General features: G+C 68.8%; 24 protein-coding genes. 14 read left to right on the top strand and 10 right to left on the bottom strand.

What is annotated here, in order from left to right; all coding sequences use genetic code 11:
• Positions 1-74 precede the first annotated feature (74 nt).
• On the top strand, positions 75-866 hold the full coding sequence (locus AC1MGR_RS17395; protein WP_108037464.1) for a DUF2189 domain-containing protein: 792 nt from the start codon (positions 75-77) through the stop codon (positions 864-866).
• A 15-nt stretch (positions 867-881) separates the two neighbouring features.
• On the opposite strand, the gene AC1MGR_RS17390 is transcribed toward AC1MGR_RS17395, so the two are convergent.
• Together AC1MGR_RS17390 and AC1MGR_RS17385 are read right to left on the bottom strand one after the other, a co-directional pair.
• A complete protein-coding gene (locus AC1MGR_RS17390) occupies positions 882-1,334 on the bottom strand; it encodes a response regulator (RefSeq protein WP_056215936.1) in 453 nt (150 codons plus the stop codon).
• A 55-nt stretch (positions 1,335-1,389) separates the two neighbouring features.
• Entirely contained in the window at positions 1,390-1,857 is a 468-nt protein-coding gene (locus tag AC1MGR_RS17385) for a BLUF domain-containing protein (protein ID WP_108037462.1), read from the bottom strand.
• 251 nt (positions 1,858-2,108) lie between these two features.
• On the opposite strand from AC1MGR_RS17385, the gene AC1MGR_RS17380 reads away from it, so the two are divergent.
• The 4 genes from AC1MGR_RS17380 to AC1MGR_RS17365 all read left to right on the top strand — a co-directional run bounded on the left by AC1MGR_RS17380 (position 2,109) and on the right by AC1MGR_RS17365 (position 7,694).
• Positions 2,109-3,500, top strand: coding sequence for a flagellar hook-basal body complex protein (locus tag AC1MGR_RS17380; RefSeq protein ID WP_108037460.1), 1,392 nt, complete (start codon positions 2,109-2,111; stop codon positions 3,498-3,500).
• A 46-nt stretch (positions 3,501-3,546) separates the two neighbouring features.
• The gene (gene flgK / locus AC1MGR_RS17375) at positions 3,547-5,424 is read left to right on the top strand and encodes a flagellar hook-associated protein FlgK (protein ID WP_480232367.1); all 1,878 of its coding nucleotides are present in this window, start codon (positions 3,547-3,549) and stop codon (positions 5,422-5,424) included.
• Positions 5,425-5,480: 56 nt separating this feature from the next.
• Positions 5,481-7,295, top strand: coding sequence for a hypothetical protein (locus AC1MGR_RS17370; protein ID WP_480232366.1), 1,815 nt, complete (start codon positions 5,481-5,483; stop codon positions 7,293-7,295).
• A gap of 75 nt (positions 7,296-7,370) precedes the next feature.
• The gene (locus AC1MGR_RS17365) at positions 7,371-7,694 is read left to right on the top strand and encodes a porin (protein WP_480232365.1); all 324 of its coding nucleotides are present in this window, start codon (positions 7,371-7,373) and stop codon (positions 7,692-7,694) included.
• Between the two features lie 38 nt (positions 7,695-7,732).
• On the opposite strand, the gene AC1MGR_RS17360 is transcribed toward AC1MGR_RS17365, so the two are convergent.
• The 3 genes from AC1MGR_RS17360 to AC1MGR_RS17350 are packed head-to-tail and all read right to left on the bottom strand — an operon-like array spanning position 7,733 to position 9,701.
• On the bottom strand, positions 7,733-8,221 hold the full coding sequence (locus AC1MGR_RS17360; protein WP_480232364.1) for a hypothetical protein: 489 nt from the start codon (positions 8,219-8,221) through the stop codon (positions 7,733-7,735).
• Complete coding sequence (locus tag AC1MGR_RS17355; protein WP_480232363.1) at positions 8,205-8,582, bottom strand: rod-binding protein; 378 nt, start codon at positions 8,580-8,582, stop codon at positions 8,205-8,207. The genes AC1MGR_RS17360 and AC1MGR_RS17355 overlap by 17 nt, the downstream gene beginning before the upstream one ends.
• Before the next feature lie 45 nt (positions 8,583-8,627).
• Positions 8,628-9,701, bottom strand: coding sequence for a flagellar basal body P-ring protein FlgI (locus AC1MGR_RS17350; RefSeq protein WP_244477271.1), 1,074 nt, complete (start codon positions 9,699-9,701; stop codon positions 8,628-8,630).
• 307 nt (positions 9,702-10,008) lie between these two features.
• Here AC1MGR_RS17350 and AC1MGR_RS17345 point away from each other — a divergent pair, with 307 nt between their 5' ends.
• Positions 10,009-10,434 carry a flagellar assembly protein FliX gene (locus AC1MGR_RS17345; RefSeq protein WP_480232362.1) on the top strand — a complete coding sequence of 142 codons (426 nt, stop codon included), beginning with the start codon at positions 10,009-10,011 and terminating at the stop codon, positions 10,432-10,434.
• Between the two features lie 22 nt (positions 10,435-10,456).
• On the opposite strand, the gene AC1MGR_RS17340 is transcribed toward AC1MGR_RS17345, so the two are convergent.
• Positions 10,457-10,999, bottom strand: a complete 543-nt coding sequence (locus AC1MGR_RS17340; protein WP_108037446.1) for a ferritin-like domain-containing protein — start codon at positions 10,997-10,999, stop codon at positions 10,457-10,459.
• Between the two features lie 581 nt (positions 11,000-11,580).
• Here AC1MGR_RS17340 and dksA point away from each other — a divergent pair.
• Positions 11,581-12,000 carry an RNA polymerase-binding protein DksA gene (dksA, locus tag AC1MGR_RS17335; protein ID WP_108037496.1) on the top strand — a complete coding sequence of 140 codons (420 nt, stop codon included), beginning with the start codon at positions 11,581-11,583 and terminating at the stop codon, positions 11,998-12,000.
• Positions 12,001-12,056: 56 nt separating this feature from the next.
• Here dksA and flgH read toward each other — a convergent pair whose 3' ends face one another.
• From flgH to flgF, 4 genes are read right to left on the bottom strand one after another with little or no spacing between them, the layout of a single operon-like run.
• Positions 12,057-12,803, bottom strand: a complete 747-nt coding sequence (gene flgH, locus AC1MGR_RS17330; RefSeq protein WP_108037443.1) for a flagellar basal body L-ring protein FlgH — start codon at positions 12,801-12,803, stop codon at positions 12,057-12,059.
• A gap of 47 nt (positions 12,804-12,850) precedes the next feature.
• Positions 12,851-13,915: a flagellar basal body P-ring formation chaperone FlgA gene (flgA, locus tag AC1MGR_RS17325; RefSeq protein WP_108037441.1), complete on the bottom strand. Its 1,065-nt coding sequence runs from the start codon at positions 13,913-13,915 to the stop codon at positions 12,851-12,853.
• 14 nt (positions 13,916-13,929) lie between these two features.
• The gene (gene flgG / locus AC1MGR_RS17320; protein WP_055951334.1) at positions 13,930-14,721 is read right to left on the bottom strand and encodes a flagellar basal-body rod protein FlgG; all 792 of its coding nucleotides are present in this window, start codon (positions 14,719-14,721) and stop codon (positions 13,930-13,932) included.
• Positions 14,722-14,733: 12 nt separating this feature from the next.
• Positions 14,734-15,474 carry a flagellar basal-body rod protein FlgF gene (flgF, locus tag AC1MGR_RS17315; RefSeq protein WP_108037439.1) on the bottom strand — a complete coding sequence of 247 codons (741 nt, stop codon included), beginning with the start codon at positions 15,472-15,474 and terminating at the stop codon, positions 14,734-14,736.
• Positions 15,475-15,759: 285 nt separating this feature from the next.
• On the opposite strand from flgF, the gene fliL reads away from it, so the two are divergent.
• The 7 genes from fliL to AC1MGR_RS17280 all read left to right on the top strand — a co-directional run bounded on the left by fliL (position 15,760) and on the right by AC1MGR_RS17280 (position 23,704).
• A complete protein-coding gene (gene fliL, locus AC1MGR_RS17310; protein ID WP_480232361.1) occupies positions 15,760-16,263 on the top strand; it encodes a flagellar basal body-associated protein FliL in 504 nt (167 codons plus the stop codon).
• Between the two features lie 51 nt (positions 16,264-16,314).
• On the top strand, positions 16,315-17,532 hold the full coding sequence (gene fliM / locus AC1MGR_RS17305; RefSeq protein ID WP_055951326.1) for a flagellar motor switch protein FliM: 1,218 nt from the start codon (positions 16,315-16,317) through the stop codon (positions 17,530-17,532).
• A gap of 11 nt (positions 17,533-17,543) precedes the next feature.
• Positions 17,544-18,068, top strand: a complete 525-nt coding sequence (locus AC1MGR_RS17300) for a DUF6468 domain-containing protein (RefSeq protein WP_108037434.1) — start codon at positions 17,544-17,546, stop codon at positions 18,066-18,068.
• Positions 18,065-18,880 carry a MotE family protein gene (locus AC1MGR_RS17295; protein WP_108037432.1) on the top strand — a complete coding sequence of 272 codons (816 nt, stop codon included), beginning with the start codon at positions 18,065-18,067 and terminating at the stop codon, positions 18,878-18,880. Before AC1MGR_RS17300 ends, AC1MGR_RS17295 begins: the two co-directional genes overlap by 4 nt.
• A 132-nt stretch (positions 18,881-19,012) precedes the next feature.
• On the top strand, positions 19,013-19,684 hold the full coding sequence (locus AC1MGR_RS17290; protein ID WP_480232360.1) for an invasion associated locus B family protein: 672 nt from the start codon (positions 19,013-19,015) through the stop codon (positions 19,682-19,684).
• A 38-nt stretch (positions 19,685-19,722) separates the two neighbouring features.
• Positions 19,723-20,136 (top strand): hypothetical protein, encoded by a 414-nt coding sequence (locus tag AC1MGR_RS17285; protein ID WP_480232359.1) that lies wholly within the window; start codon positions 19,723-19,725, stop codon positions 20,134-20,136.
• Positions 20,137-20,269: 133 nt separating this feature from the next.
• A complete protein-coding gene (locus AC1MGR_RS17280; RefSeq protein WP_480232358.1) occupies positions 20,270-23,704 on the top strand; it encodes a hypothetical protein in 3,435 nt (1,144 codons plus the stop codon).
• Positions 23,705-23,845 lie beyond the last annotated feature (141 nt).

The following is a 23,845-nucleotide window of genomic DNA, read 5'->3' as shown; positions in this document are numbered from 1 at the left end:
AAGGATTTTTGTCTTGCCGAGACGGGCTCGGGCGCCGACGTCGTGGGCATCCTCCCTGCGTGAGGGCTTGAGCCATGACGACCCTTCCGGTTCACGATTTCGGCCACAGCATGGCCCGCCCGGTGGTGAATGCCATCGACGGGCACGACCTCTCGATGGCGCTGCGCCGCGGCGTCGACGATTTCCTGGCGATGCCGACCCACGCCCTCTTCATCGGGCTGATCTATCCCCTCGTCGGCATCGTGCTGGCCACCGCCGCCTTCGGTACCGAGGTGCTGCCCCTGGTCTTTCCCCTGGCGGCGGGCTTTGCCCTGATCGGCCCGTTCGCGGCGATCGGCCTCTACGAACTGAGCCGCCGCCGCGAGCAGGGCCTGTCGACCGACTGGGCCTACGCCTTCGCCAACCTGACCCGGCCGGCAGCGGGCGCCCTCGCCGGGCTCGGATTGCTGCTGGCGGTGGTCTTCGCCTGCTGGCTGGTGGCGGCACAGGGGATCTACTGGGCGCTCTACGGAACGAGCGTGCCGGATTCGATCTTTGCCTTCGCCCAGGACGTGCTCACCACCCCGCGGGGCTGGGCCCTGATCGTCATCGGCAATCTCGTGGGCTTCGCCTTCTCCCTCGTGGTCCTCGCGCTCAGCGTGGTCTCTGTGCCGATGCTCGTGGACCGGGACGTGGACATGCTGACCGCGATCGAAACCTCGCTCGCCGCCTTCCGGCGTAATCCGCGAACCCTGACGGCCTGGGGATTCGTCGTGGCCGGCCTGCTCATCCTCGGGTCGCTGCCGCTCTTCGTCGGCCTCGCGGTCGTGATGCCGATCCTCGGTCACGCGACCTGGCACCTCTACAGGCGGGTGATCCCCGCCTGAGACCGGGGGTCGGCCTCAGAATTTTCCCAACATCGGGAAGTCGATGCTTAGGGCCGATTCGGTGGCCAGCGGCGCCTCGCGCCGGCGCGGCTTGCGATTGATGACCTGCTTCAGCTTGGCCTTCAGCACCGACATGTCGAAAGGCTTGAGAATGAAGGCGTCGGCCCCGGCCTGGTGCGCGAGGTTGATGTCCTCGAAGTCGAACGAGGCTTCCGTCAACAGGAACGGCGTGTTCATCAGGGCGTCGTCCGCCCGGATCTCCCGCAGGAATGAGAGGCCGTCCATCGGCTCCATGTCGAGATCGGAGATCACGAGCGCGTAGCGGCGCTCCCGCATGCGCTCGAGGGCCGTGACCGCATCGGTCACCCCCTCGACATCGGGGAAGCCGAGCCGATTCATCAGCAGGATGACCAGCTTGAGCAACTTCTCCTGGTCATCGACGATGAGGATCGCGGGCGTATCGCTCATGGAATTTCACGGGTTTGAGGACGGGGCGACGACGGCGCGCCACGCAACCGCAGCATCAGACGAAAAGGTGGTCGATACCCTGCTTCGTCATCGACTCCGCCTGAAGAGTCGCCGCGAGGGCATGGATCGCGATGCCCTTCGGCGTTCCGCGCTGGAACATCGGAAGCAAGTTGGCCTTCTGGAAGATGGCGTCGTTGACCGGCCCCCGGATTCCCGTGGTGAACGAATTCACGAACTCGCGCTTCAGGATCTCGCGCCATTCCACGATCTGCACGTCACGATGCCGCGAATCGTTGCTGATCCGGGCAAAGGTCTCACTGACCGAGGCCCGCTCACCCTCGATGACCTGCGCAGCGAAATTCTGCTCGATGAGCAGGAAACTGGTGATCACCGAGAATTCGTTCTTCTTCTGCGCCTGCCGCGTGATCTCGCCGATCTGCCGGGTCCGCGTCGCCGCGTCCGCCGCGAGGTTGAGTCGCGAGAAGTAGATCAGATGGACGAGGGTCGACCGTTTGGCTCTCATGATTTCGATCCACCACCTTGTTCCGGCGACCTTAGACGTGACGACGATAACGGCGCGTAAACGACCTCGTCGGTGAACCTTGACCCGGCAAAAGCTGCCGACAGGACGTGGAAAGGGCGATTTCTGCCGGGTCAACACACGGAAAACACTCTTATAACCAATGACTTGGCCTTGGCACACCGATTGCTCGACGGGGCAGAGGCCGTGCGGGAACGCCCCGCCACCGCCACCGTGACGCAAGGTTTTCGGCCATGGATGTCTTCACCGCGATGCAGACGGCCGTTTCCGGCCTGAAGGCGCAGTCGTTCTCGCTCGACAACATCTCGGGCAACATCGCGAACTCCCAGACGACCGGCTTCAAGCGGGTCGATACGAGCTTCGTCGATCTGGTCGCCGAGCAGCAGACGCCGAGCCGGCAGGTGGCCGGAACGGTCGCGGCGAATTCCCGGCAGACCACGACCGTGCAGGGCAGCCTGAACGCCACCGACATCGGCACGAACATGGCGTTGAACGGCGAAGGTTTCTTCGCCGTCACCACCAAGTCCGGCGACGCCAACGGCCAGGCGAACTTCGCCACCGGCGATTCCTACACCCGACGCGGCGACTTCGCCCTGGACAAGGACGGGTACCTCGTCAACGGCGGCGGTTCCTTCCTGAAGGGCACCAGCCTCGACCCGGTCACGGGACAGGCCACGAGCGAGGGCCCGATCCGGGTTTCGAACACGATCCTGCCCGCCCACGCGACCTCGACCATCACGTATTCGGCGAACCTGCCGAAGACGCCCGCCACCACCAACGCGAAGTCCAGCGTGCCCGGCTCCGAGCTTCTCGGCACCCTGGCCTCGGGGGCCAACCCGGCCATCCTGTCCGGGACCGGCGCCGCGACGGTCTCGGCCGCCGACGCCTCCAGCTTCATCAACGGCAGCATCGCCGGCCCGTCGCTGACCGCCTACACGGCGAGCGGCGGACCCGTCGGTGTCCAGACACGCTGGGCCAAGGTGCAGAACGCCGACACGGCGGCGGGCACCAGCGACGTCTGGAATCTCTTCTATGCGAATCAGAGCACGGTCACGAGCACGGCCACGCCCTGGACGAATGCGGGCACGGCCTTCCAGTTCAACAGCAGTGGACAGCTGACCTCGCCCGCTGCCAACGCCGTGACAATTCCGGCGCTCACCGTCGACGGCGTCAACCTCGGCAACATCCAGCTCAGCTACGGCAGCGGCGGGCTGACGGCCTACACCTCGGCCGCCGGCACCGTCACGACCAACACGTTGACCCAGGACGGCTACACGTCCGGAACGCTCAACAACCTCAGCATCACCACCGACGGCAAGGTCTCGGGCACCTACAGCAACGGCAACACGATCGCGCTGGCCAACATCAAGGTGGTGCAGTTCACCAACTCGGACGGCCTGAAGGCGAATTCGAACGGCACCTACCAGCAGACCCTCGAGTCCGGCACCGCCCTCGTCGGACTGAACGGCACCACCGTCGTCGGCAGCAACGTGGAGCAGTCGAATACCGACATCGCGAGCGAATTTTCTAAGATGATCGTAACCCAGCAGGCATATTCAGCCAACACGAAGGTCATCTCGACCGCCCAGGACATGATGTCCGCGTTGATCAACATCATCCGCTGAGGACGCCTGACGCCGGACGCGATCCGACACCGAGGGGAGGGGCTTCGTGAGCTTCAACGCCATCAACACCGCCTCCGCCGGGCTGAAGGCGACCCAGGCCGCGATCGGGGTCGTCTCGCAGAACATCGCCAATGTCGGCACCGTCGGGTACACGAAGCGTACCCTCGACACCGTCTCGACGGGCGTCGGCAATTCCGGCGTCGCGGTGGGCACGATTGCCCGCGCCTTCGACGCGGCCTCCCTCCGGCAGTTGCGCATGGAGACCTCGGGGGCCGCCTATACCGGCTCCCTCTCGGCGGTCCGGACGCAGCTCGATCAGCTCTACGGGACCCCCGGCTCGTCCACGGCCCTGGACGGGGTGATGAACGACTTCGCCCAGTCACTGCAAGCCCTCGCCAGCGAACCGACCTCGGCACCGGCCCGCGCCACGGTGGTGACGAAGGCCGCGAATCTGGCGTCCACCATCGGCACCATCGCGCAGGGCGTCCAGGACCTGCGCTCGGCGACCGAGAGCCAGCTCGGCAGCGACACGGCCAAGGCGAGCGCGTATCTCGCCTCCATCGCGACGCTCAACACGCAGATCACCGGCGCCACTGACGAGGGAGCCCGCGCCAGCCTGCTCGACCAGCGCGACCAGGCCGTGACCGGCCTGTCCGCCTTCCTGGACATCCAGACCGTCGACCAGCGGGACGGCACTCTGACCGTCATCACCACGTCGGGCATGACCCTCGTCGATCGCGGCGCCGCGGCGATCCTGAGCTTCGACGGCCGCGGCACCCTCTCGCCCGACTCGGAATACACGGACAACGCGGCGACCCGGGGGGTTGGAACGATCACCGCGACGACGCCCGGCGGCTCCAAGATCGACCTGATCGCCACCCAGGCGATCCGCTCCGGCTCGCTCGCCGCCGGGATCGAGCTCCGCGACACGGTCCTGCCGCAGGCCCAGCGCCAACTCGACGAACTGGCGGCCGGGCTCTCGCGCTCCCTGTCGGATCGCACCGCCGAGGGTACGGCGGTCACGGCCGGTACCTCCAGCGGGTTCGACATCGATCTCGACGGCCTGAAGGCCGGCAATGCGGTGACGGTGAGCGTGCGCGATGCCGCCGGCACGCAGCGCAACCTCGTCCTGATGCCCTACACCTCGGATCCGGCGCCGAAGATCGATCCCCAGGACATCAACGATCCGACGGCATCGATCATTCCGATCAAGCTGACGGGGACCAATGCCGGGCTGCGCGATGCCATCCAGACCGCCCTCGGGGCGAGCTTCAGCGTCACCAGCCAGCCGAGCGCCGGCACCGGCGGCCTCCGCATCGTCTCAGATCCGTCGGGTGGGGCGCCCACGCTCCTCGGCATCGGCGCCAGCGTCACGCAGCTGAAAGATCCGGACGATTTCCAGAGCGGCGCCGCTCAGATTCCGCTCTTCGTCGATGGGAACAAGAAGGGCACGCTCTACACCGGCTCCTTCGACGGCGGCTCGCAGCTCACGGGTTTCGCGCAGCGGATCAGCGTGAACCAGGCGGTGGTCAGCAACACCGCCAACCTCGTGACCCTCTCGTCCAAGACCCTGGCGTCGGATGCCTCGCGGCCCCAGTACCTCTACCAGGCCCTGACCGGTGCGAGCCGGACCTTCGCGGCGGCCAGCGGGATCGGCGGCGTCGCGGCCCCCTACACCGCGAGCGTCCAGGATTTCGCCCAGCGGATCATCGATGCCCAGGGGGCGGGCGCCGCCTCCGCGCAGGATCTCGACGAGGGGCAGGGTATCGCGCTGGCGACCGCTCAGGCCCGCGTCGCCTCCGTCTCCGGCGTGAGCATCGACGAGGAGATGTCGAAGCTCGTGCAGCTCCAGACCGCCTACAGCGCCAACGCGCGGGTGCTTACCGCCGCCCGCGACCTCCTCGACACCCTCCTGCGGATCTGAGGGCGGGCTCCCATGCGCCGCGCCCGACCGAGGTCCCGATCACTTCCGAGGCACCGATGAGCATCGCTCCGTTCAATGCCAGCACCTATCTGGGCGACCGCAACACGGCCAACCTCGTCGGCCTGAAGAGCCGCCTCGATACGCTGACGAACCAGCTCTCCAGCGGCAAGGTCGGCACGACCTATGGCAGCCTCGGCGCCGGGCGGACCACCAGCCTGAGCGCGCATGCGGCCCTCAGCGCCCTCGACGGCTACGACGCGGTGATCACGAACGCGACCACCCGCGTCACCCTCGCCAACGCGAGCGTCACGCAGATCAACACCCTCGGCGACGGGCTGCGGCGCTCGCTGACCGCGAGCAACAGCTCGACGATCGCCAACACGCCTCAGATCGCGCGCAACAGCCTCGATGCGGCGGTGGATGCCCTGAACGTCGATCTCGCAGGACAATACATCTTCGGCGGTCGCGCCACCGATGCGCCGCCGGTCGCCTCCACCGACACGATCCTGAACGGCGACGTCGCCAAGGGCCTCGCCGGCCTGAAAACGCTGATCGCGGAACAGAAGACCGCGGACCTCGGTCTGCCGGCAGGATCGGGCCGGATCAGTACGGCCGTGCCGGCATCACCGGGCAATAGCGTCACGATCAGCGAGGATGGGTCCGGTCCCGCCGGAACCGAGACGCGGGCCAATTTCGGTTTTCGGCTGCTCTCGGCAACGAGTTCCAACACGACGGCGATCGCCGCCAGCGCTACCACCGCCGCGACGGCTCCGCCGGTGACGTTCACCCTGGCGAAGCCGCCGGCCGAGGGGGATCGCCTTCGGATCGCGATCAATCAGCCGGACGGGACGCAGAGCTTCGTCGATCTCACCGCGAAGGCATCCTCGCCGGCGGGCGCGACAGACACCATGCCGGTCTTCGCCACGGCGGCCGAGGCGCAGACCTACCTCAACACCCGCTTCGCAAGCGCGCCCGTCGCCAGCATCCAGGGCCCGACCGAACTGGGTGTGCAAGCCAACTTCGGAACCGGCACGCCGGCCACGTTGAAGCTCGACGTCAATGGAACCCCCGTCGCGGGCGACACCGTGACGGTCAGCGTTGCCATGCGCGACGGCACGACCCAGACCCTGACCCTGACGGCCAGCGCCAACTCCGATCCCACCTCCACCACCGAATTCTCCCTGGCAGGCGGTCCACAGGCTGTCGCGAACAGTCTCTCGCAGGCCGTCACCAACGCCCTGAAGGGTGCGGCCTCCACCAGCCTCGCGGCGAGCTCGGCTTCCCGAGCGGCCCAGGACTTCTTCGCCGGATCGCAATCCGCCGGTCTCGCACCGCGGCGCATCAGCGCCGACGGCAACGGTTACGCCGAAGCGGCCAGCACCAAGACCGTGATCTGGTACACGGGCGACGACACCGCGTCGGATCCGCGTGCCACGGCCACGGCGCAGATCGGGGCGAACCGGGTCCTGAACATCGGCGTCCAGGCGAACGAAGCACCGATCCGGAAGGTGCTCGCCGGTCTCGCCATGATCGCGGCCGATTCGGGAACGACGGCCGTCAGCGGGACGCCGGAAGCCAAACGCTTCAGCGCGCTGTCCGACCACGCCGGCAGCCTGCTCGTCTCGAACGACACCACAGGGGGCGTTCCGGGCATCGCCAGCGATCTCGGCCTCGCCGCCAGCACCCTCTCCGACACCAAGACGGAAAACCGGACCAACCGCAACGCCCTTCAGGGCTCGCTCGACGGCGTCGAGAACATCTCGGCGGAGGACGTGACCGCGCAACTCCTGCAGCTGCAGACGCAGCTCCAGGCGAGCTACCAGGTGACCTCAATGCTCTCGAAGCTGACCTTGGTGAACTATCTCAGCTGAGGTGGGGATCGGCGAGTTGGTCCGGCGGCCGGGATGGCTTAACCCAAGGGCCGGAGCGAATGCGGGAGCCCGGTCATGACCCCCAGGATGCGTGCCGTTCTGGCCATGGCGGTGCTGACGTCGCCCGGCCTCTCGATGAGCGCCGGCGCGGCGGAGCGCCTCCGACCGCAGGTTCAGGGGGAGAAACTTCTACCCTGTCCCAAACAGGGTGCGGGCTTCGTCCGCGTGCCGGGCTCACCCACCTGCATCCGCCTCAGCGGCCGCGCCGTCGGTGGCATCGATGTCGGCAGCCACGGTGCCGCGCCGGTCACGGCGGGACAGCTCTCGATCGACACCCGCAGCGAATCCGAGTTCGGGCCGGTGCGTGCCTTCGTCCGCATGGGTCACGGACGTCCCTGACGCGCCGCGCGGATAGGATGTCCGCCGAGCCTTGGCGGTCAGAGGCTGCGCGACAGCACCAGCGGTTGGCTTCTGGCGACCCCGCTACGGCCGTAGGGGGAGGGCCCCTGGGACGGGCGGCCATAGACGGTGGGCGTGCGGGTGCGCCCGATCTCGTCCGCCAAGGTCTTCACGAGGCCTTCCGACACGGTTCGGGCCGTCGCCAGGACGGCCTGGTTGGTCTCCAGGGCCTGGGTGAAGCGGGCATGGGCCGCCTTGAGGTTAGCGATCCCCTCCGGCGCGAAGCGCGCGAGGGCGATGGCGTTGGCCTTCGTGGCCTCGAGGCCCTGGAAATAGGCGGCCGCCAGGGCCGACTTGCGCTCGTTCTCGGCGAGGCCCTCCCGCAGGCGGCCGACGCGGATGTGGTCGCTCTCGCGGGCGAGCACGCCCTCGAGCGCTTCGAGGCTCGCGATCACCCCGGCGACCAAGGCCGTCGCCCCGGCCCGGTCCGACACGCGGGGCGCCGGAACGTCAGCTGACCTTTGCACCGGCACCCTCCTGCATCTTCATCATCTCGCGGAACACCTGGTCGGCGATGCCGACGCCGCCGCTCTTCACGATCTGGCCAGCATATTCCTTGGTCAGCATCGACCGGTAGACCCCGCCGCCGGTACCGTTCTCACCGAGCGGGCCGTCGGTGCCCTCGGATTGCGACAGGCGGTCGAGGGACTGCTCGAGGAACATCGATTCGAAGTCCGTGGAGGCCTTCTTGGCCTTGGCCTCGGCGGCCGACTTCGCGGCGCTGCCGGCGCTCGAACCGACCGCGCTCTGCACGGTCTTGGCGATGTCGCCGACGATGGCCTTGCCGACCCCGAGGGCGGCGCTGGCGGCGAGGGGCGCGAACAGCATGGGATCAGGTCTCCGGCTGGAGGTGGGGGAGGGCGGCGAGGAGCATCACATCACCTCGATATCGGCCTGGAGGGCGCCTGCGGCCTTGATCGCCTGCAGGATCGAGATGAGGTCGCGAGGACCGATGCCGAGGGCGTTGAGGCCGTCGACGAGTTCGCGCAGGGTCACGCCCTCCTTGACGAGGGCGAGCTTGTTGCCGTCGCCCGTATCGACCTTGACGCCGGTGCGCGGCACGACGGTGGTGGTGCCGTTGGAGAGGGGCGCCGGCTGGCTCACCTGCGGCTGCTCGGTGATGGTCACGGTCAGGTTGCCCTGTGCGATCGCCACCGTGGAGACCCGCACATCGCGGCCCATCACGATGATGCCCGAGCGCTCGTCGACCACGACCCGTGCGGTCTGGTCCGGCTCGACCTTGAGCTGCTCGATCTCGGTGACGAGCCGGATCATGTTGCCGGTGTAGCGGGCGGGAATCTGCAGGGTCACCGTGGCCGGGTCGGTGGGCTCGGCCGTGTCGGCGCCCATGAAGTCGTTGATCGCGGCGGCGATGCGCTTCGAGGTGGTGAAGTCGGGATTGCGCAGGGACAGGCGCAGCGAGCGCATGTCGTTCATCTTGAACGCCATCTCGCGCTCGATCATCGCGCCGTTCGGCACCCGCCCGTTCGTCGGAACGCCGCGGGTGATCTTGGCGGCGTCGCCCTCGGCCGAGAAGCCCGCGATGGCCACCGAGCCCTGCGCCAGGGCGTAGACCTCGCCGTCGGCGCCCAGCAGCGGCGTGACCAGGAGAGTGCCGCCCTGGAGGGACTTGGCGTCGCCGAGGGACGAGACGGTGATGTCGATGCGGTTGCCCTGGGTTGCGAAGGGAGGCAGGCTCGCGGTCACCATCACGGCCGCGAGGTTCTGCGTGCGCATGGTGGCGCCGCGGGTGTTCACGCCGAGGCGCTCCAGCATCGCCTGCAGGGACTGCTTCGTGAACGGGATGTTGTTCAGGGTGTCGCCGGTGCCGTTGAGCCCGACCACGATGCCGTAGCCTACGAGCTGGTTCTGGCGCACGCCCTCCACGCTGGCGAGGTCCTTGACCCGCGACAGGGCGAGGGCAGGGACCGCCTGGCCGACCAGCATCGCCCACCCTGCCAGAATGCAGAGGGCGAGGCACCGGATTCGGATAGGGCCGTTCGGAGTGTCGGTCATGGGGCACTTTACGACGGGAAGGTCCTGTTCAGTCTGCCAGGACCATGCCAACCGAACGCTTGTGCCAAAGCGTTGTTTTTGAACGATATTCTCTCGCAATTTCAGCGCCGGCCGGTCGAACGTCCCGGACGCTTCCTGCCGACCCGGCACCTTCTGCCGGGTCGTTTACGACCGGTTAACCACGCCTGCCGGATTCTGCCGGCGCCGGGCGGACCATCGCCCCGATCGGTCTCACCTCATGCGCGTCGACACCCGCTTCGTCACTGCCAGCACCGGCCCGAGCGCGGCACCGCGCCGGAGCGAGGGCGCGCCCGCCTTCGCCGTCGCCAGCCCGGCGACGAGCGCGGGTGGGCCGGGCACCACCGCCGCGGCATCGCTCGCCGGTCTCGACGCCATCCTGACGCTTCAGAGCAACACCGATACGCCGGAGGAGCGCCGGCGCCGGTCGGCCCAACGCGGCAATGACCTGCTCGATGGGCTCGACCGGCTGAAAGCCTCCCTGATCATGGGCCGCGTCTCGACGCGCGACCTGCAGGCCATCGCGGCCCGCCTGTCGGAGCGCAACGGCACCAGCGGCGACCCCCGTCTCGACGGATTGATCGCCGAGATCGAGCTGCGGGCCGCGGTCGAAATCGCCAAGCTATCGGCCGCCAGCGCCGCCTGAGGCGCGGGGGCCGGAGCCGACCTCAGGCTTTCGTCTTCTTGGCGCGCGGCGTGTCGTCCGATCCGGCGGAAGTCTCGCTGCCCTCCGTGTTGATCCCCTCGGCGATCTGGCTCAGCAGGGCGTCGGTCTTCTTCTCCTCCTCGAGAGTCTGTTCCAGGAGCTTGGCGGCATCCTCGTAGCCGAGCTGGCGCGCCCAGGTCTTGAGGGTGCCGTAGCGGGCGATCTCATAATGCTCGACCGCCTGGGCACAGGCTGCCAGAACCGCATCGGCGGCCGGGCTGTCGCCGAAATCCTCGAGATCCTCCTCCATCTCGGAGGTGATGCCCTGCATCGCCTCACAGGTCTTCGCACGGGCCGGCTTGCCGATGATCTCGAACACCTGCTGGAGGCGCTCGACCTGTTCGGCACTCTCCTCCGCGTGGGTCTCGAACGCGCTGCGGAGTTCTGCGTGCTCGGCCGCCTTGGCCGACTTCTTCAGCGCTCGGACGGATTGTTTCTCGGCGTAGTAGACATCCTTGAGGGTCTCGTAGAACGCGTCGTGCAGGGTCTTGGCCTTGGCTGCCATGGGGCGATCTCCGAAGTCGTGACGAGGGGAAAGGGGCGCGATCACCCGCGGGGTCGGGGCCGAGAAACCGGAAGCGTCCCGCGAGCATCGCCCTGAGAGAACCGCACGCATCGAGGGCTGTTCCCCTGCTATTTTACTGTCATTTCGCTATCAAATTACGGCCCCTGAAGCTAAAACACTTGCATTTCACCGAAATTTAGCAGTTTCCTAAATATTTCTTCCGGTGCAGGGACGAAAATCTGCAGCAAAAGCCTCGCTCCGGAATTTTCACCTCCACGGCGCGGGATCGCTCGCAGTCGCCACCTGAGCGCCACGGCCAGCCCACGGGCGCAGGCGCGTTCGGGATCGCTCACGACGAAGACCTGCATTTTAACGCAGGACAGATTCTGAGTGACAAAGCGCGGCCGCTGTTGCAGTGCACAGCCTCCGGTGGCGCCTTTGCAGCCGTTGCGTGTTTGCCGCAGCGCGCAAAACATCCGAGAGGATTGCGGGGTGCGGTGATCACGATGCGTTGTCGTGGCCTGCACCCTGCATTATAGCCACGCAAAATGATCGCCGCGGACCGGCTGCAAGAGGCGCGAATGGCGAAGGTCACGATTGAGGACGGGTACGTACCAAGTGAGAGCGAGCCGTTCATGAATGATCGGCAGCGGGAGTATTTCCGTCGCAAATTGCTCGGCTGGAAGTCCGATATTCTGCGTGAGGCTCAGGATACGCTGGTCGCATTACAGACCGAGAACGAAAATCATCCTGATTTGGCGGATCGTGCCTCCTCCGAAACGGACCGGGCCATCGAGTTGCGGGCGCGCGACCGGCAGCGCAAGCTCACCGGCAAGATCGACGCCGCCCTGTCACGGCTGGAGGATGGGTCGTACGGCTATTGCGAGGAGACCGGCGAGCCGATCTCGCTGAAGCGCCTGGATGCCCGCCCCATCGCGACGCTGTCGCTCGAGGCGCAGGAGCGCCACGAGCGCCGCGAGCGGGTCTACCGGGACGATTGAGCCGTCCGGCCCACTCGGACAGCGATCCGAATGGGACGAACGGGCTCCGACGGGGCTCAGAACGGCAGCAGCACGTCGACCAGTTGCTGGCCGTAGCGCGGCTGCTGCACATCTGTGATCTGGCCGCGACCGCCATAGGCGATCCGGGCCTGGGCGATCTTGCTCGAATCAATGGTGTTGTCGGACTCGATGTCCTCGGGCCGGACCACGCCCGCGACGATGAGTTCGCGAACCTCGAAGTTGATGCGGATCTCCTGCTTGCCCTCCACCACGAGGTTTCCGTTGGGCAGCACCTGCGTGACGATGGCCGCGACGCTGGTGGTCACGGTCTCGTTGCGCTGAACCGAACCCGCACCGTCGCTCGAGGTGGTCGAGGTGGCGTTGATGAGCTTGTCGGGGCTGATCCCGGCCGCCGCCACCCCTTTGCTGCTCTCCAGGCCGAAGGCGTTGGGGAGGCCGAAGCCCTCGGCGTTCGAGCGCGATCGCTTGGTCTCGTTGTTCAGGTTCGCCTTGTCGGTGACGTTGACCTTCACGGTGACGAGGTCGCCGATCCGGGCGGCCCGCTGGTCCTTGAAGAAGGCGCGCGAGCCCGTCCGCCACAGGGAGTTCGGAGCGTACGAAACCGGCTGCACCTCCGGCATCGGCAGTCGCACCGGCTTGTATCCGGCCTGGGCGGTCGGGTCCTCGATGGCCGAAAGCGCCGGCGTCGCACCGATCTGGGACAGGCGGTCCGCGGTGTTGCAGGCGCCGAGAGTCGTGCAGAGGAGCGCGACGGCGAGGGCAGGGGAGACGCGGTGGGTCATCGGGACCGAACCTTTGGCAAACCGAAAGGGGACGCGGACGGGGCGGCTCAGCGCTGAAGCGCGGGACCGTCGAGGGCGGCGCTGGCCTGGCGCACCAGGGGCGCGGGACCGACGGAGACGCGGCCGGGACCGGTCACGGTGGCGGACAGGATCTTCTTCGAGACCGGGTTGGTGACCGTGATCATGGCGCCGAGGCGGCCCCCCTCGTTGGCCAGTCCGCGGAGGGAGAGATTGAGGCCGGGGGAATCGAAGAGGATCGTGACGGCCTCGCCCCGGGCGACGAGGTCGGGCGGCGCGAGGTCGCCCGAGCGCAGGATCGCACCGGCGCTGAGGCTGCGCTGCGCCACCTGTCCGGCGAGATCGCCGAGGGATCCCTGCGCGTCCGACGGCGTCGCCTCGCGCGGACGGCGCTCGAGGGTCAGGTCGGCCGCGTTGATCGTCTCGCCGCGATTGAGGCTGCGCCCCAGGACGGCGACCTCCCGGATCTCCATGACCTGGCCGGAGACCCGGAGGGATGCCTGGCGCTCGCCCAGGGTGATCAGACCGGCGATCCGGCGCGAGCGCGGATCGTAGCTCAGGTCGAGGGCGACGGCCTGACCGTTCAGGTCCAGGGGAGCCAGAAGGGTCGGGGCCTCGCCGTCGAGGCGGATGGCGAGGTTGCGCGGATCGACGCCGTAGCCGGATTCCAGGGCGCGCTTCAGGGCAGCCTCGATCTCCGGCTGCGTCACCCGGCGGGCGGCGCGCTGGACCGAGACCTGGACCCGGCCGCCGGTCTCCACCGGGCCGAGCCCGAGACCGGCCACCGCATCGGCGATGCGACGCGCCTGGATCGTGCCGGTGGCGCCGAGGGCCGGCGCCCGGAACAGCGGACGCTGCGCCGTCTCCGCAGAGCTCCCCTCGACGAGATCGCCAAGAGTGAGAACGTCGCCGCGGGCGGTGACGTCGCCGCGCAGCCTTAGGGGCGTGCCGCTGGAACGGGCCTCCTGGGCGAGGACCTGGAAGGTGAGGAACGAGAAGGCCAGGACGGCCAGCAGGGTCCGGCCCACGATGGCGACGCTCAGGGTCGAGACCCGGGTCGGGCGGCGGGGGGCGATCTGTCTGAGGGCATGCATGGTCAGGACCTCGATCAGCTGCGGAACATCTGGGAGGTGGTCGAGAGCATCTGGTCGGCGGCGGTCACCACCTTAGAGTTCATCTCGTAGGCGCGCTGCGCCGCGATCAGCGACGAGATCTCTGTGACGGCGTTGACGTTCGCCTCCTCCAGGTAGCTCTGCTGCAGGTTGCCGAAGCCTTCCGAGCCGGGCAGGCCGTTGATCGCCGGGCCGGAGCCGGCGGTCTCGATGAACAGGTTGTCGCCGATCGATTCGAGGCCGACCTTGTTCACGAAGCGGGCGAGCTGGAACTGGCCCAGGGCCTGCGGCGCGGTCTGCCCCGGGACGGTGGCCTGGACCGCGCCCTGAGCGCTGATCGTCACCGACGTGGCGTTGTTCGGCACCGTCACCCCGGGATCGACGAGGTAGCCGTCGCGGGTGACGAGCTGCCCCTGGGCCGAGAGGTCGAACGAGCCATCACGGGTATAGGCCGTGCGCCCGTCCGGCAGCGTCACCCGGAACAGGCCCTCGCCGCGGATGGCGACGTCGTATTCCTTCTCGGTGCTCGTCAGCGTTCCCTGCGACATCACCCGGGCGGTCGACGTCGTCTTCACGCCCGAGCCGATGGCGAGGCCCGCGGGCAGCTGGGTGTTCTGGTCGGAGGTCGAGGAGCCCGCCCGGCGCAGGTTCTGGTAGAGCAGATCCTGGAAATGCGGCTGCTGGCGCTTGTAGCCGGTGGTGCGCAGGTTCGCGATGTTGTTCGAGATGACCTGGACGTTGAGTTCCTGGGCCGCCATGCCGGTGGCGGCAGCGTAGAGGGCGCGCATCTGCGGAGATCCTTACGCGACGTCGGCGAGACGGCGGATCGCCGTGCCGCGCAGGTCGTCGAGGCGCGAGATCACGCCCGAGACCATGGTGTAGGTGCGATTCACGTCCATGAGCCGGGTCATCTCGATGACGGGCTTCACGTTCGAGCGCTCCAGGGCGCCGGCTTCCACCCGGCCGGCGAGGCCGGCCGCCTGGGGCTGTGCCGCGGAGGCGTAGAGATTCGCGCCCTCGTTGGTCAGGGCCTGGGGGTTCGCGAAGGTGACCAGGCGGACGCGACCGCGGATGCCGAGGTTGGTCGAGACCGTGCCGTCCGGGCCGATCGACACGCCGGTCTCCTGCTGGCCGATCTGGATCGGCCCCGCCTCGCCCTGCACCGGGTACCCGTCGCTGGTGACCAGCGTCCCCTGGGCGTCGGTCTCGAACGCGCCGTTGCGGGTGTAGCGGTCGCCGTTCGGGGTGCGCACCACCAGGAAGGCCTCGCCGCGCACCGCCACGTGGAGGGGATTGCCGGTCTGCTCGATGGGTCCTTGGGCGAGGTCCAGGGCGGTGCCCTGGTCGATCACGTAGGAGACGCGGCGGTCCGGCCTCTGGAAGGAATCCACGCTCGCCACCGGCATCAGGTATTCCTGGAACCGGCTGTTTCGCCCCTTGAAGCCGTTGGTGGAGATGTTGGCCATGTTGTTGGCGATGACGTCCAGCTCGCGCTGGAGCGCGACCTGGCTCGAAACCCCCACGAACAATGCGTTCTGCATGACACTCTCAGCCCCAACGAGCGATGTTGTCCCGACATCCGCATGGGCCGTGCCAGCTCCGGAAATTCGTATTTTTCGAGCGTATTCAGTGTGTTAAATAGATATCGACGACCAGCCAGCGCCTGCCGTGTGCGGCCGCGCGGCAAGTCCGACCCGGCAGCTTTTGCCGCCTTAACGACGCGTTAACCTTGCTGGCCCGATACCTCTGCGAGGGTCGACATCCGAGGGTGTCGATGCCGTCGAGCGGGTCCCGCTCGCCCCACCGCGCAGTCCCGAGGTCCAGCGATGGCCAAGAAGCCGAAGAAGGCCGCCGCCGAGGGTGAGGAGGGCGCGGAGGGCGAGGCCCCGAAAGGCGGCAAGAAGAAGCTCATCATCATCGGCGCGGTGGTGCTGGCGCTGGTGGGCGGCGGCGGTTTCGTCTTCCTGAAGAAGAAGGCCGGCGACGGCCACGCCGAAGCGGCCGCCGAGGTGAAGAAGCCGGTGGTGTTCCTCGATGTCCGCGAGATGATGATCAATCTCGCCAGCGAGCCGGGCCAGGACCGGACGCGCTTCGCCAAGATCAAGGTCGCGATCGAACTCAAGGACGCCAAGGTCGAGGGCGAGGTGAAGCCCCTGATGCCGCGCATCGAGGACGCTTTCCAGGTCTACCTGCGCGAGCTGCGTGCGAGCGACCTCGCCGGGTCGGCCGGTATCTATCGCCTGCGCGAGGAATTGCTGCGCCGGGTCAACGTCGCCATCCATCCGGCCCGGGCGGAGGCGGTCCTCTTCAAGGACGTGGTGATCCAGTAGGCGGGCGCCGCCGATCGGGATGGATGAAGTTTCGCAGGTGACGAGAGTCTGATGGCCGGACCGGAAGACGAGATCGACGAGGACGACTGGGCCGCAGCCCTCATCGCCCAGAACGGCGAGGGGGGCGAAGCCTCGCTCGCCGACGAGTGGGGCGCAGCGCTCGCCGAGCAGGGCACCACCACCCATGCCAGCGACGTCGCCGCCGAATGGGCGACGATGATCGAGGACGGGGAGACCGACAATCTCCCCGAACTGGCCGGCAACGACCGCATCCTGAACCAGGACGAGATCGACGGCGTCCTCGGCTTCTCCCTGCGCGAGCTCTCGGCCTCCGGGGCCGGCGGCGTCCGCGCCATCGTCGATTCCGGCGTCGTTCAGTACGAACGCCTGCCGATGCTGGAAATCGTCTTCGACCGGATGATCCGGTTGTTGTCGACATCCTTGCGCAATTTCTTCCAGGACAACGTCGAGGTGACTCTCGACAACATCACCTCGGTGCGTTTCGGCGACTACCTGAACGCGATCCCGCTGCCGACGCTGCTCGGCGTCTTCCGGGCCGATGCCTGGGAGAATTCCGGGCTCGTCACGGTGGAGTCGAACCTCGCCTACTCCACCCTCGACCTGCTCCTCGGCGGCAAGCGCGGCGGCTCGTCGACCCGCCTGGACGGGCGTCCCTTCACCACCATCGAGATGCAGCTCGTGCGGCGCCTCGTGGAGATCATCCTCACGGACCTCGAGCTCTCGTTCCAGCCGCTCTCGCCGGTGCGCTTCGCCATCGACCGGATCGAGACCAACCCGCGCTTCGCCACCATCACCCGGCCCGCCAACGCCGCCATCCTGATCAGCCTCAAGCTCGACATGGACGGGCGCGGCGGCCTGCTGCAGATCCTGTTCCCCTACGCCACCATCGAGCCGATCCGTGAACTGCTCATGCAGAGCTTCATGGGCGAGAAGCTCGGACGCGACCACGTCTGGGAAAGCCACCTCGCCACGGAGATCTGGCAGGCCGACGCCACCATGGAGGCGGTTTTGCACGAGATGATGCTGCCCCTGAAGAAGGTGCTTTCGCTGAAGGTCGGCGACACCCTGATGTTCGACACCAAACCCTCGGACCTGATCGCGGTGCGCTGCGGCGACTGGGCCCTGACCCAGGGCCGAATCGGCCGGATCGACGACAACATCGCGGTGCAGCTCACCCGGCCGCTGCGCCGGTCGCGCACCACGCTCCAGGCCTTCGAGGCCTCCATGAACAACCGCAACGACGGGTGACGCGACCAGCCATGAGCCTCCTCGTCACCCTCCTGGCCGATGGCCTTGTCGCCGTCCTGCTGGTCGCCAGCATCGTCTCCTCGATGCGCCTGAGCGGTCGCATCACCAAGCTCAAGGCCGACGAGGCGGCCCTGCGCCAGACCATCGGCGACCTCGTCATGGCGAGTTCCACCGCCGAGCGGGCCATCGTCGGCCTGCGCGCCACCCTCGACGAGTGCGACCGGACCCTGGCCGACCGCCTCGGCACCGCCGAGCGCTACGCCACCGACCTCGCCGCCCATGTGGAGGCGGGCGAGACGGTGATCGCCCGCATCGCCTCAATCGTGGCGCAGGCCGCCCCGGCCCGTGAGATCGTGCGCACGGCGGCGCCGGCGCCCCTGGCGGAGCCGCGCGACCTCGAGCGCGTGATCCCGCCCGTCCGCGTCGCGCCGCCCGCGCCGTCGAGCCCGAACGGCGAACGCCTCGGGGTCGCCGCCGCCGCCGCCCTCGCCATGTCCGAGCGCGCCCTGGGTCGCCTGCGGAGCAAGGCCGCGTGACGAAGCCCTCCCCCGGGACGCGATCCGGCAGCCTCGTCCGGTTCCGACAGACGCGGCCGCTCAAGCTGCGCCTGATCGATGCCGTGACCCTGGCGGCGGCCGGACTCCTGGTGCTGAAGGTCGCCGCCATCGCGGTGGAGGAAACGAAGCCGCAGCCAGGCGCGACGATGCCGGATTTTGCGCGCGTCCTCGCCAAGGCCCGCACGAATTACGAACCGGCCGACCCGTCCACCACAGGCTCGGTGACGCCGAAGGAGCCCGAGAAGCCGGCCCCGGAGCCCGAGAAACCGGCACCGCGCCCGCCGCCGCCGCCGGAGCCGATGCCGGCCTCCGAGCGCGCCATCCTCGAACGCCTCGCGGCCCGCCGCGATACCCTCAAGCAGCGCAGCGAGGCCCTCGATCTGCGCGAGCAGTTGCTCGGCACCGCCGAACGCAGGCTGGAGGAGGGCGTCGACACGCTCAAGCAGGGCGAGGACAAGGCCGAGGGGGGCAGTTCGCAGCGCGCGGAAGCCGAGCGGACCGCGCTGAAGAACATCGTCACGATGTACGAGACGATGAAGCCGAAGGACGCCGCGCGGGTGTTCGACCGGCTGAGCCTCGACGTCCTCGTGCCCATCGTCCTGGCGATGAATCCGCGCAAGATGGCCGAGGTGCTGGCGCTGATGCAGTCGGAACCGGCGGAAAAGCTCACCGTGGCCCTGGCCAACCGGGCGCGCGGGCAAGGCGGCGGCCCGGCGGCCACGGTCGCGGCCGGTCTCGGCCCGAACGAGCTCCCGGCGATCGACGCACCGGCGCCTCCGCCCCGGCGCTGACCGCCCTGACGTTTGCGGGCGGTCATCCACTGGGTTGTCCGTGCCTCCATTGCGCGTTCGTGCGCGCCCGACTAGGGGCAGGCATCCCGAGCGGATGAAATCCCCACCGCGCGGGTTCGGGGAGCCAAGCACGTGCCGTCCACCAGCCTGATCCGAGTCCTCGCCGTCCTGAGCTTCGCCCTGACCGTGGCGGCTCCCGCCGCTGCCCAGGACGCCGAAGCTCCGGCCGCCACCGAGGCGCCGGCCAAGCCGAAACCGCGCAAGGCCGCCCCGCCGAAGCCGGCTCCGGCGAAGCCCGCGACTCCGACGCCGGTCGCCGCCTCCGCGCCTGCCACCGCAACCGCAGGCTGGCCGACCGGCGCAAGCTCGCTCACCGAAGTCTATGGCGACTGGACCGTGACCTGCGCGAAGGCCGACGCCAAGGCCGACGCCAAGGCGGAATGCGCGATCATGCAGGCCCAGGGGGCCAAGGGACGGCGCGAATTCGCCCTGGAGATCCGTCCTCCGAGCGATGGGCGCGCACAGGGCTTCATCCTGATGCCGCTCGGCCTCGCCATCGAGCCCGGCATCTCCTTCAAGCTCGACGAGGCCGTGCTCGGCAAGGGCGCACCCTATCTGTCCTGCAGCCAGGAGGGATGTCTCGTGCCCATCAGCCTGCCCACCCTGGCGACCGACACGATGAAGACCTCCAAGAACCTGCTGGTTTCCGCGACGAAGCCGGAGGCCAAGGAGCCCGTCACCATCACGGTTCCGCTCGAAGGGTTCGCCAACGCGCTCGCCCGCGCCATCGCGCTGACGAGCTGAGTCGGACCGTGGCGGGGCCGAACCCCAGGAGTGCAGCCATGAAGCGATCGGCCCTGTTCACCCGAAGCGTGATGCCCCTGCTGGTGGCCGGAGCCCTTGCGGCGCCGGTGCGGGCCCAGGAGGAACGGCTGCCCGAGAAGCCATCCGGGCCCCCGCCGACGGCCGCCGAGGTCAAGGCCGAGCGCCAGAAGAACAGCGCGGCCAAGCTCGCCGGCCTGCTCGCCTTCGTGGAGACCTACTGCCGCGACCTCAAGCCGAACACCGAGCGCTTGAACTCCGTCGTCGCCGGGCTCGGCGTCGCACCGGACGACCTGGCCCAGGGCGACCTGAACCTGCGCAGCCGAGCCTATACGGAGATCTACACCAAGGACATTTCCGCCAATTGCGCCCGCGCCGCCGAGAATTTCGGCGAGGCCGGCCGGACGATCCCGGGTCTGATCGCCAAACGTTAGCGGTCCGGACAAAGCGGCACCGCGTCTTAAGCGCCCGTTAGCCTCGACGGGCGAGAGTGCCCGGACAGTGCGGCGTAAGGCGGATCGGCTCGGCTGCGAGTCGCTCCGCCCCATGGGTTTGGCGTATCCTGCGATGGCTCTCGATGCCGGTATCGCGACACGACGGCGTCGGCTTCGGGCCGGCCTCGCCGCGATCTCGATCGTGGCCGCGACCCTCTGCGGGGGGACGGACGCGACCGCCGCGCGCCTCACGACGATCAAGGGGGCGCAGATCGAGCGCTACGGGCGCCTCGTCCTGACCTTCGACAGCCCGGTTTCGGTCAAGGCACGGACGTCCGGGTCCGTGCTCGTCCTCGGCTTCTCGGAGAAGACGAGTGCCGGCCCCGAGCGAATCGCCGCCGAGATGCCGGACTACGTCTCAGCCGTGCGGCGCGATCCCGACGGCCTGGGCCTGCGGCTGGCCCTGCAACGTCCCTACCGCGTCAACGTCCAGGAAGCGGGGGAGAAGGTCTTCGTCGATCTCCTGCCACAGGATTGGAGCGGTCTGCCGCCGGCCCTGCCGCCGGAGGTGGTGGCCGAGCTGTTCCGGCGGACCCAGGCGGCTGAGGCGGCCCTGCGTGCGGCGCGTCCCCTCGCCGAGCCGAAGACCCTGCGCCTCGAACTGGCTCATCTTCCGACGCTCACCCGCCTGAGCCTGCGTGCCCCGGTGTCCGCCGCACCGCGCTTCGAGACCGTCGGCCCGGCCACGCGCCTCGTGATCCCGGGGGCCTGGCGCATCGACGAAGTCGCCACCCGGGGGCGCTTGAAGCCATCCATCGAGAGCCTGGCGGTCGAGGGCGACGAGGCCGGCGCCCGCCTGCTCGTCACCCCCGCGGACGGCTACGAGATCCGAACTTTCAGCGACGAAGACGGCGCGACGATCGACGTCGTCCGCAAGCCGGCCGAGAAGCCGAAGGCCGCCGTGCAGGATGCGAAGGGCGGAGAGGGCGTCGGGCCCATCGTTGGGGCCAAGGCGGTGGAAGCCAAAATGGCCGAGGCCAAGACGGCCGAGGCCAAGACGACTGATAAGGCGATGGAAATCAGGGCGGCTGACGCCAAACCCGAGAGGGCGCCGCAACCGACGCCGGGGCAGACGGCGGAGACGTCCATGCCTCCGCCGGCGGCGCCTTCCGCCGTGGCGATCCAGCGCCCGAGCGGCCCCGGCCTCGTGTTCCCGTTCAAGTCCCTGCCGCCGGCCGCCCTGTTCGAGCGCGCGGGCATCGCCAATCTGGTCTTCGAGACCGCGGACCCGGTCATCGTCCCCTCGGGCGATCCCATGCTCGCGCCGCTCGGTCCGCCGACGCGGACCGGTCGGATCGTCACCCTGCGCTTCCCCGTCCCGCGCGACCGCCTCCTGGACCTCGTGCCCGTCGGGCCAGCTGGGGCACCGACCGGCTGGGAACTGGTGGCCGGCGAGAACCTGTCGGCGAGCGAGGCTCTCTCGGCCATTCGCGTCGCCGATGCGGCCGGGCGGATCAGTGTCGGCGTGCATCTCCCGAACCCCGGGGTCGCCTCCTGGCTCAGCCTCGACGGGGAGCGCATCGCCGTCGTCACGGGCCGGGGACCGAAGCCGGCCGGGATCCCGAAGCGTCAGGTCTTCGTCGACTTCGAGCTGCTGCCGAGCCGGCAGGGCGTCGCGGTCCTGGCGCAGGCGGACGACCTCCTGGTACGGCCGGACCTCGACGGGGTCGCGATCGGCCGGGAGAGCGGCATGGCCGTCTCCGGCGTCGCGCGCGCCGCCGATGCGCCGCTGACGACCCTGAGCGACCTCGCGGTGAATCGGGGTCCCTGGGAGGCCTCGCAGCGCGGCGACACCCGCGAGCTGATCCGCGACCAGCTCGAGGCGGCCGCGGAGGCACCGCGCGCCGCGCGCGGACCGCTCCGGATGGTCCTGGCGCGCACGATGCTCGCCAACCGCCTCTCCCTGGAAGCCCTCGGCGTCCTGAAGACCACCTTCGGCGACGATCCCGTCCTGGCCGGCCAGCGCGATATCCCGATGCTCACCGTGATCGGGAACGCCTTGATCGGGCGTACGTCCGACATGCGCACGAGTCTGGCCGTCGAGATCCTCAGGAACGATCCCGAGGCACGGCTATGGCAGGGCTATCTCGAAGCCCTCGAGGGTCGCTGGAGCGCGGCCGATGCCTCGTTCCGCGCGACCGCGAACGTGCTCGACCGCTATCCCGACGACCTCCAGGCGCTCCTGCGCACCGCGGCCGCCGAAGCCGCGGTCGAGACCGGAGACTGGGATGCGGCCAACCGCCAGATCGTCGCGGCCACCCGCGCGGCGGACCGCCCGACCCAGGAACGTCTCGCCCTGCTGCGCGCCCGGATCGACGAGGTCACCGGCCAGACCGTGGCCGCGCTCGATGCCTATGAGCGCCTGAGCGACAGCGGAGAGGCGGCGGTTGCCGCCTCGGCCCGCCTGAGGGCGACCGTGCTGGGGCACGCGGCGGGGAAGATCCCGGTGGCGGACGCCATCGAGCGCCTGGAATTGCTCGCCCTGTCCTGGCACGGCGGCGACCTCGAGCCGCGAACCATCTCGGCCCTGGCCAAGCTCTACGTCGAAGCGGGACGCTGGCGTCAGGCGATGATGACCGCCCGTCGCGCCGATTCCATCGGTACGGATCTACCGCTGGTACGTGACGTGCACGACATGGCCCAGACCCTCTTCGAGGATCTCTACCTCGGTGAGCGCAGCGCCAAGCTGTCCGGCGTCGAGGCCCTGGCGCTGTATTTCGACTTCAAGGAGTTCGCCCCCCTGGGCCGCCGCGGCGACGAGATCGTCCGGCGGCTGTCGGATCGCCTCGTGGAGTTGGATCTCCTCGATTCCGCCTCCGAACTGCTGCAGCATCAGATCGACCATCGCCTGAGCGGTCCCAGCCGAGCGGGCACGGCCGCGCGGCTTGCCGCCATCCGTCTCATGGACGAGAAGCCGCTGCAGGCCCTTCAGACCCTGGACGCCACCTACCTGCCCGAATTGCCCGAGGATCTGCGCCGGGCGCGGGCGCTGCTGCGCGCGCGCGCCCTGTCCGATCTGTCCCGTACCGACCTCGCCCTGGAGACCATCGAGGGCGAGACGGGACCCGACGCCGACCGCCTCAGGGCGGACATCCTCTGGACCGGCCGGCGCTGGCGCGAGGCCGGGGAGGCGCACGAGGCGCTGGTGGGCGATGCCTGGCGCCGCCGCGCGCCCCTCGACGACGCCGCCCGCACGGACATCCTCCGCGCGGCGATCGCCTACGGGCTCGCCAGCGAGACCCTTGGTCTCGAGCGCCTGCGCGCGAAATTCGCAGGTCCGATGGCCGAGAGCGTGGATGCCCGCACCTTCGCCCTCCTCACCCAGGCCAACGCCGTCCGTACCGCGGGCTTCCGCGAGATTGCCCAGAAGGCCACCAGCGCCGAGACGCTTCAGGCGTTCCTTTCGGAATACCGCAAGCGCTATCCCGAGAGCGCCGTGCCGGCACCGGGCAAGCGCGAGACGGATGCGCGGGCCGACGCCCAGGCGGGTGCGACCCCGCCCGGCTGAGCGGGCACGACCGCGCGCCAGAGTTGCGGCGTAAAAGCCTGATGCGATTCGTTGAATTCTGCCCGGACTGGCGCAACAAACGCGCCCCGGCGACGTTCTGCCTCCAATCCCCATGACCCGTGCGGCTTACGTTCCAGCCCG

The sequence above is a fragment of the Methylobacterium sp. BI1 genome (assembly GCF_056680125.1).
The sequence above is the reverse complement of the archived record's forward strand: the minus strand, read 5'-3'. Positions and strand labels throughout refer to the sequence as shown.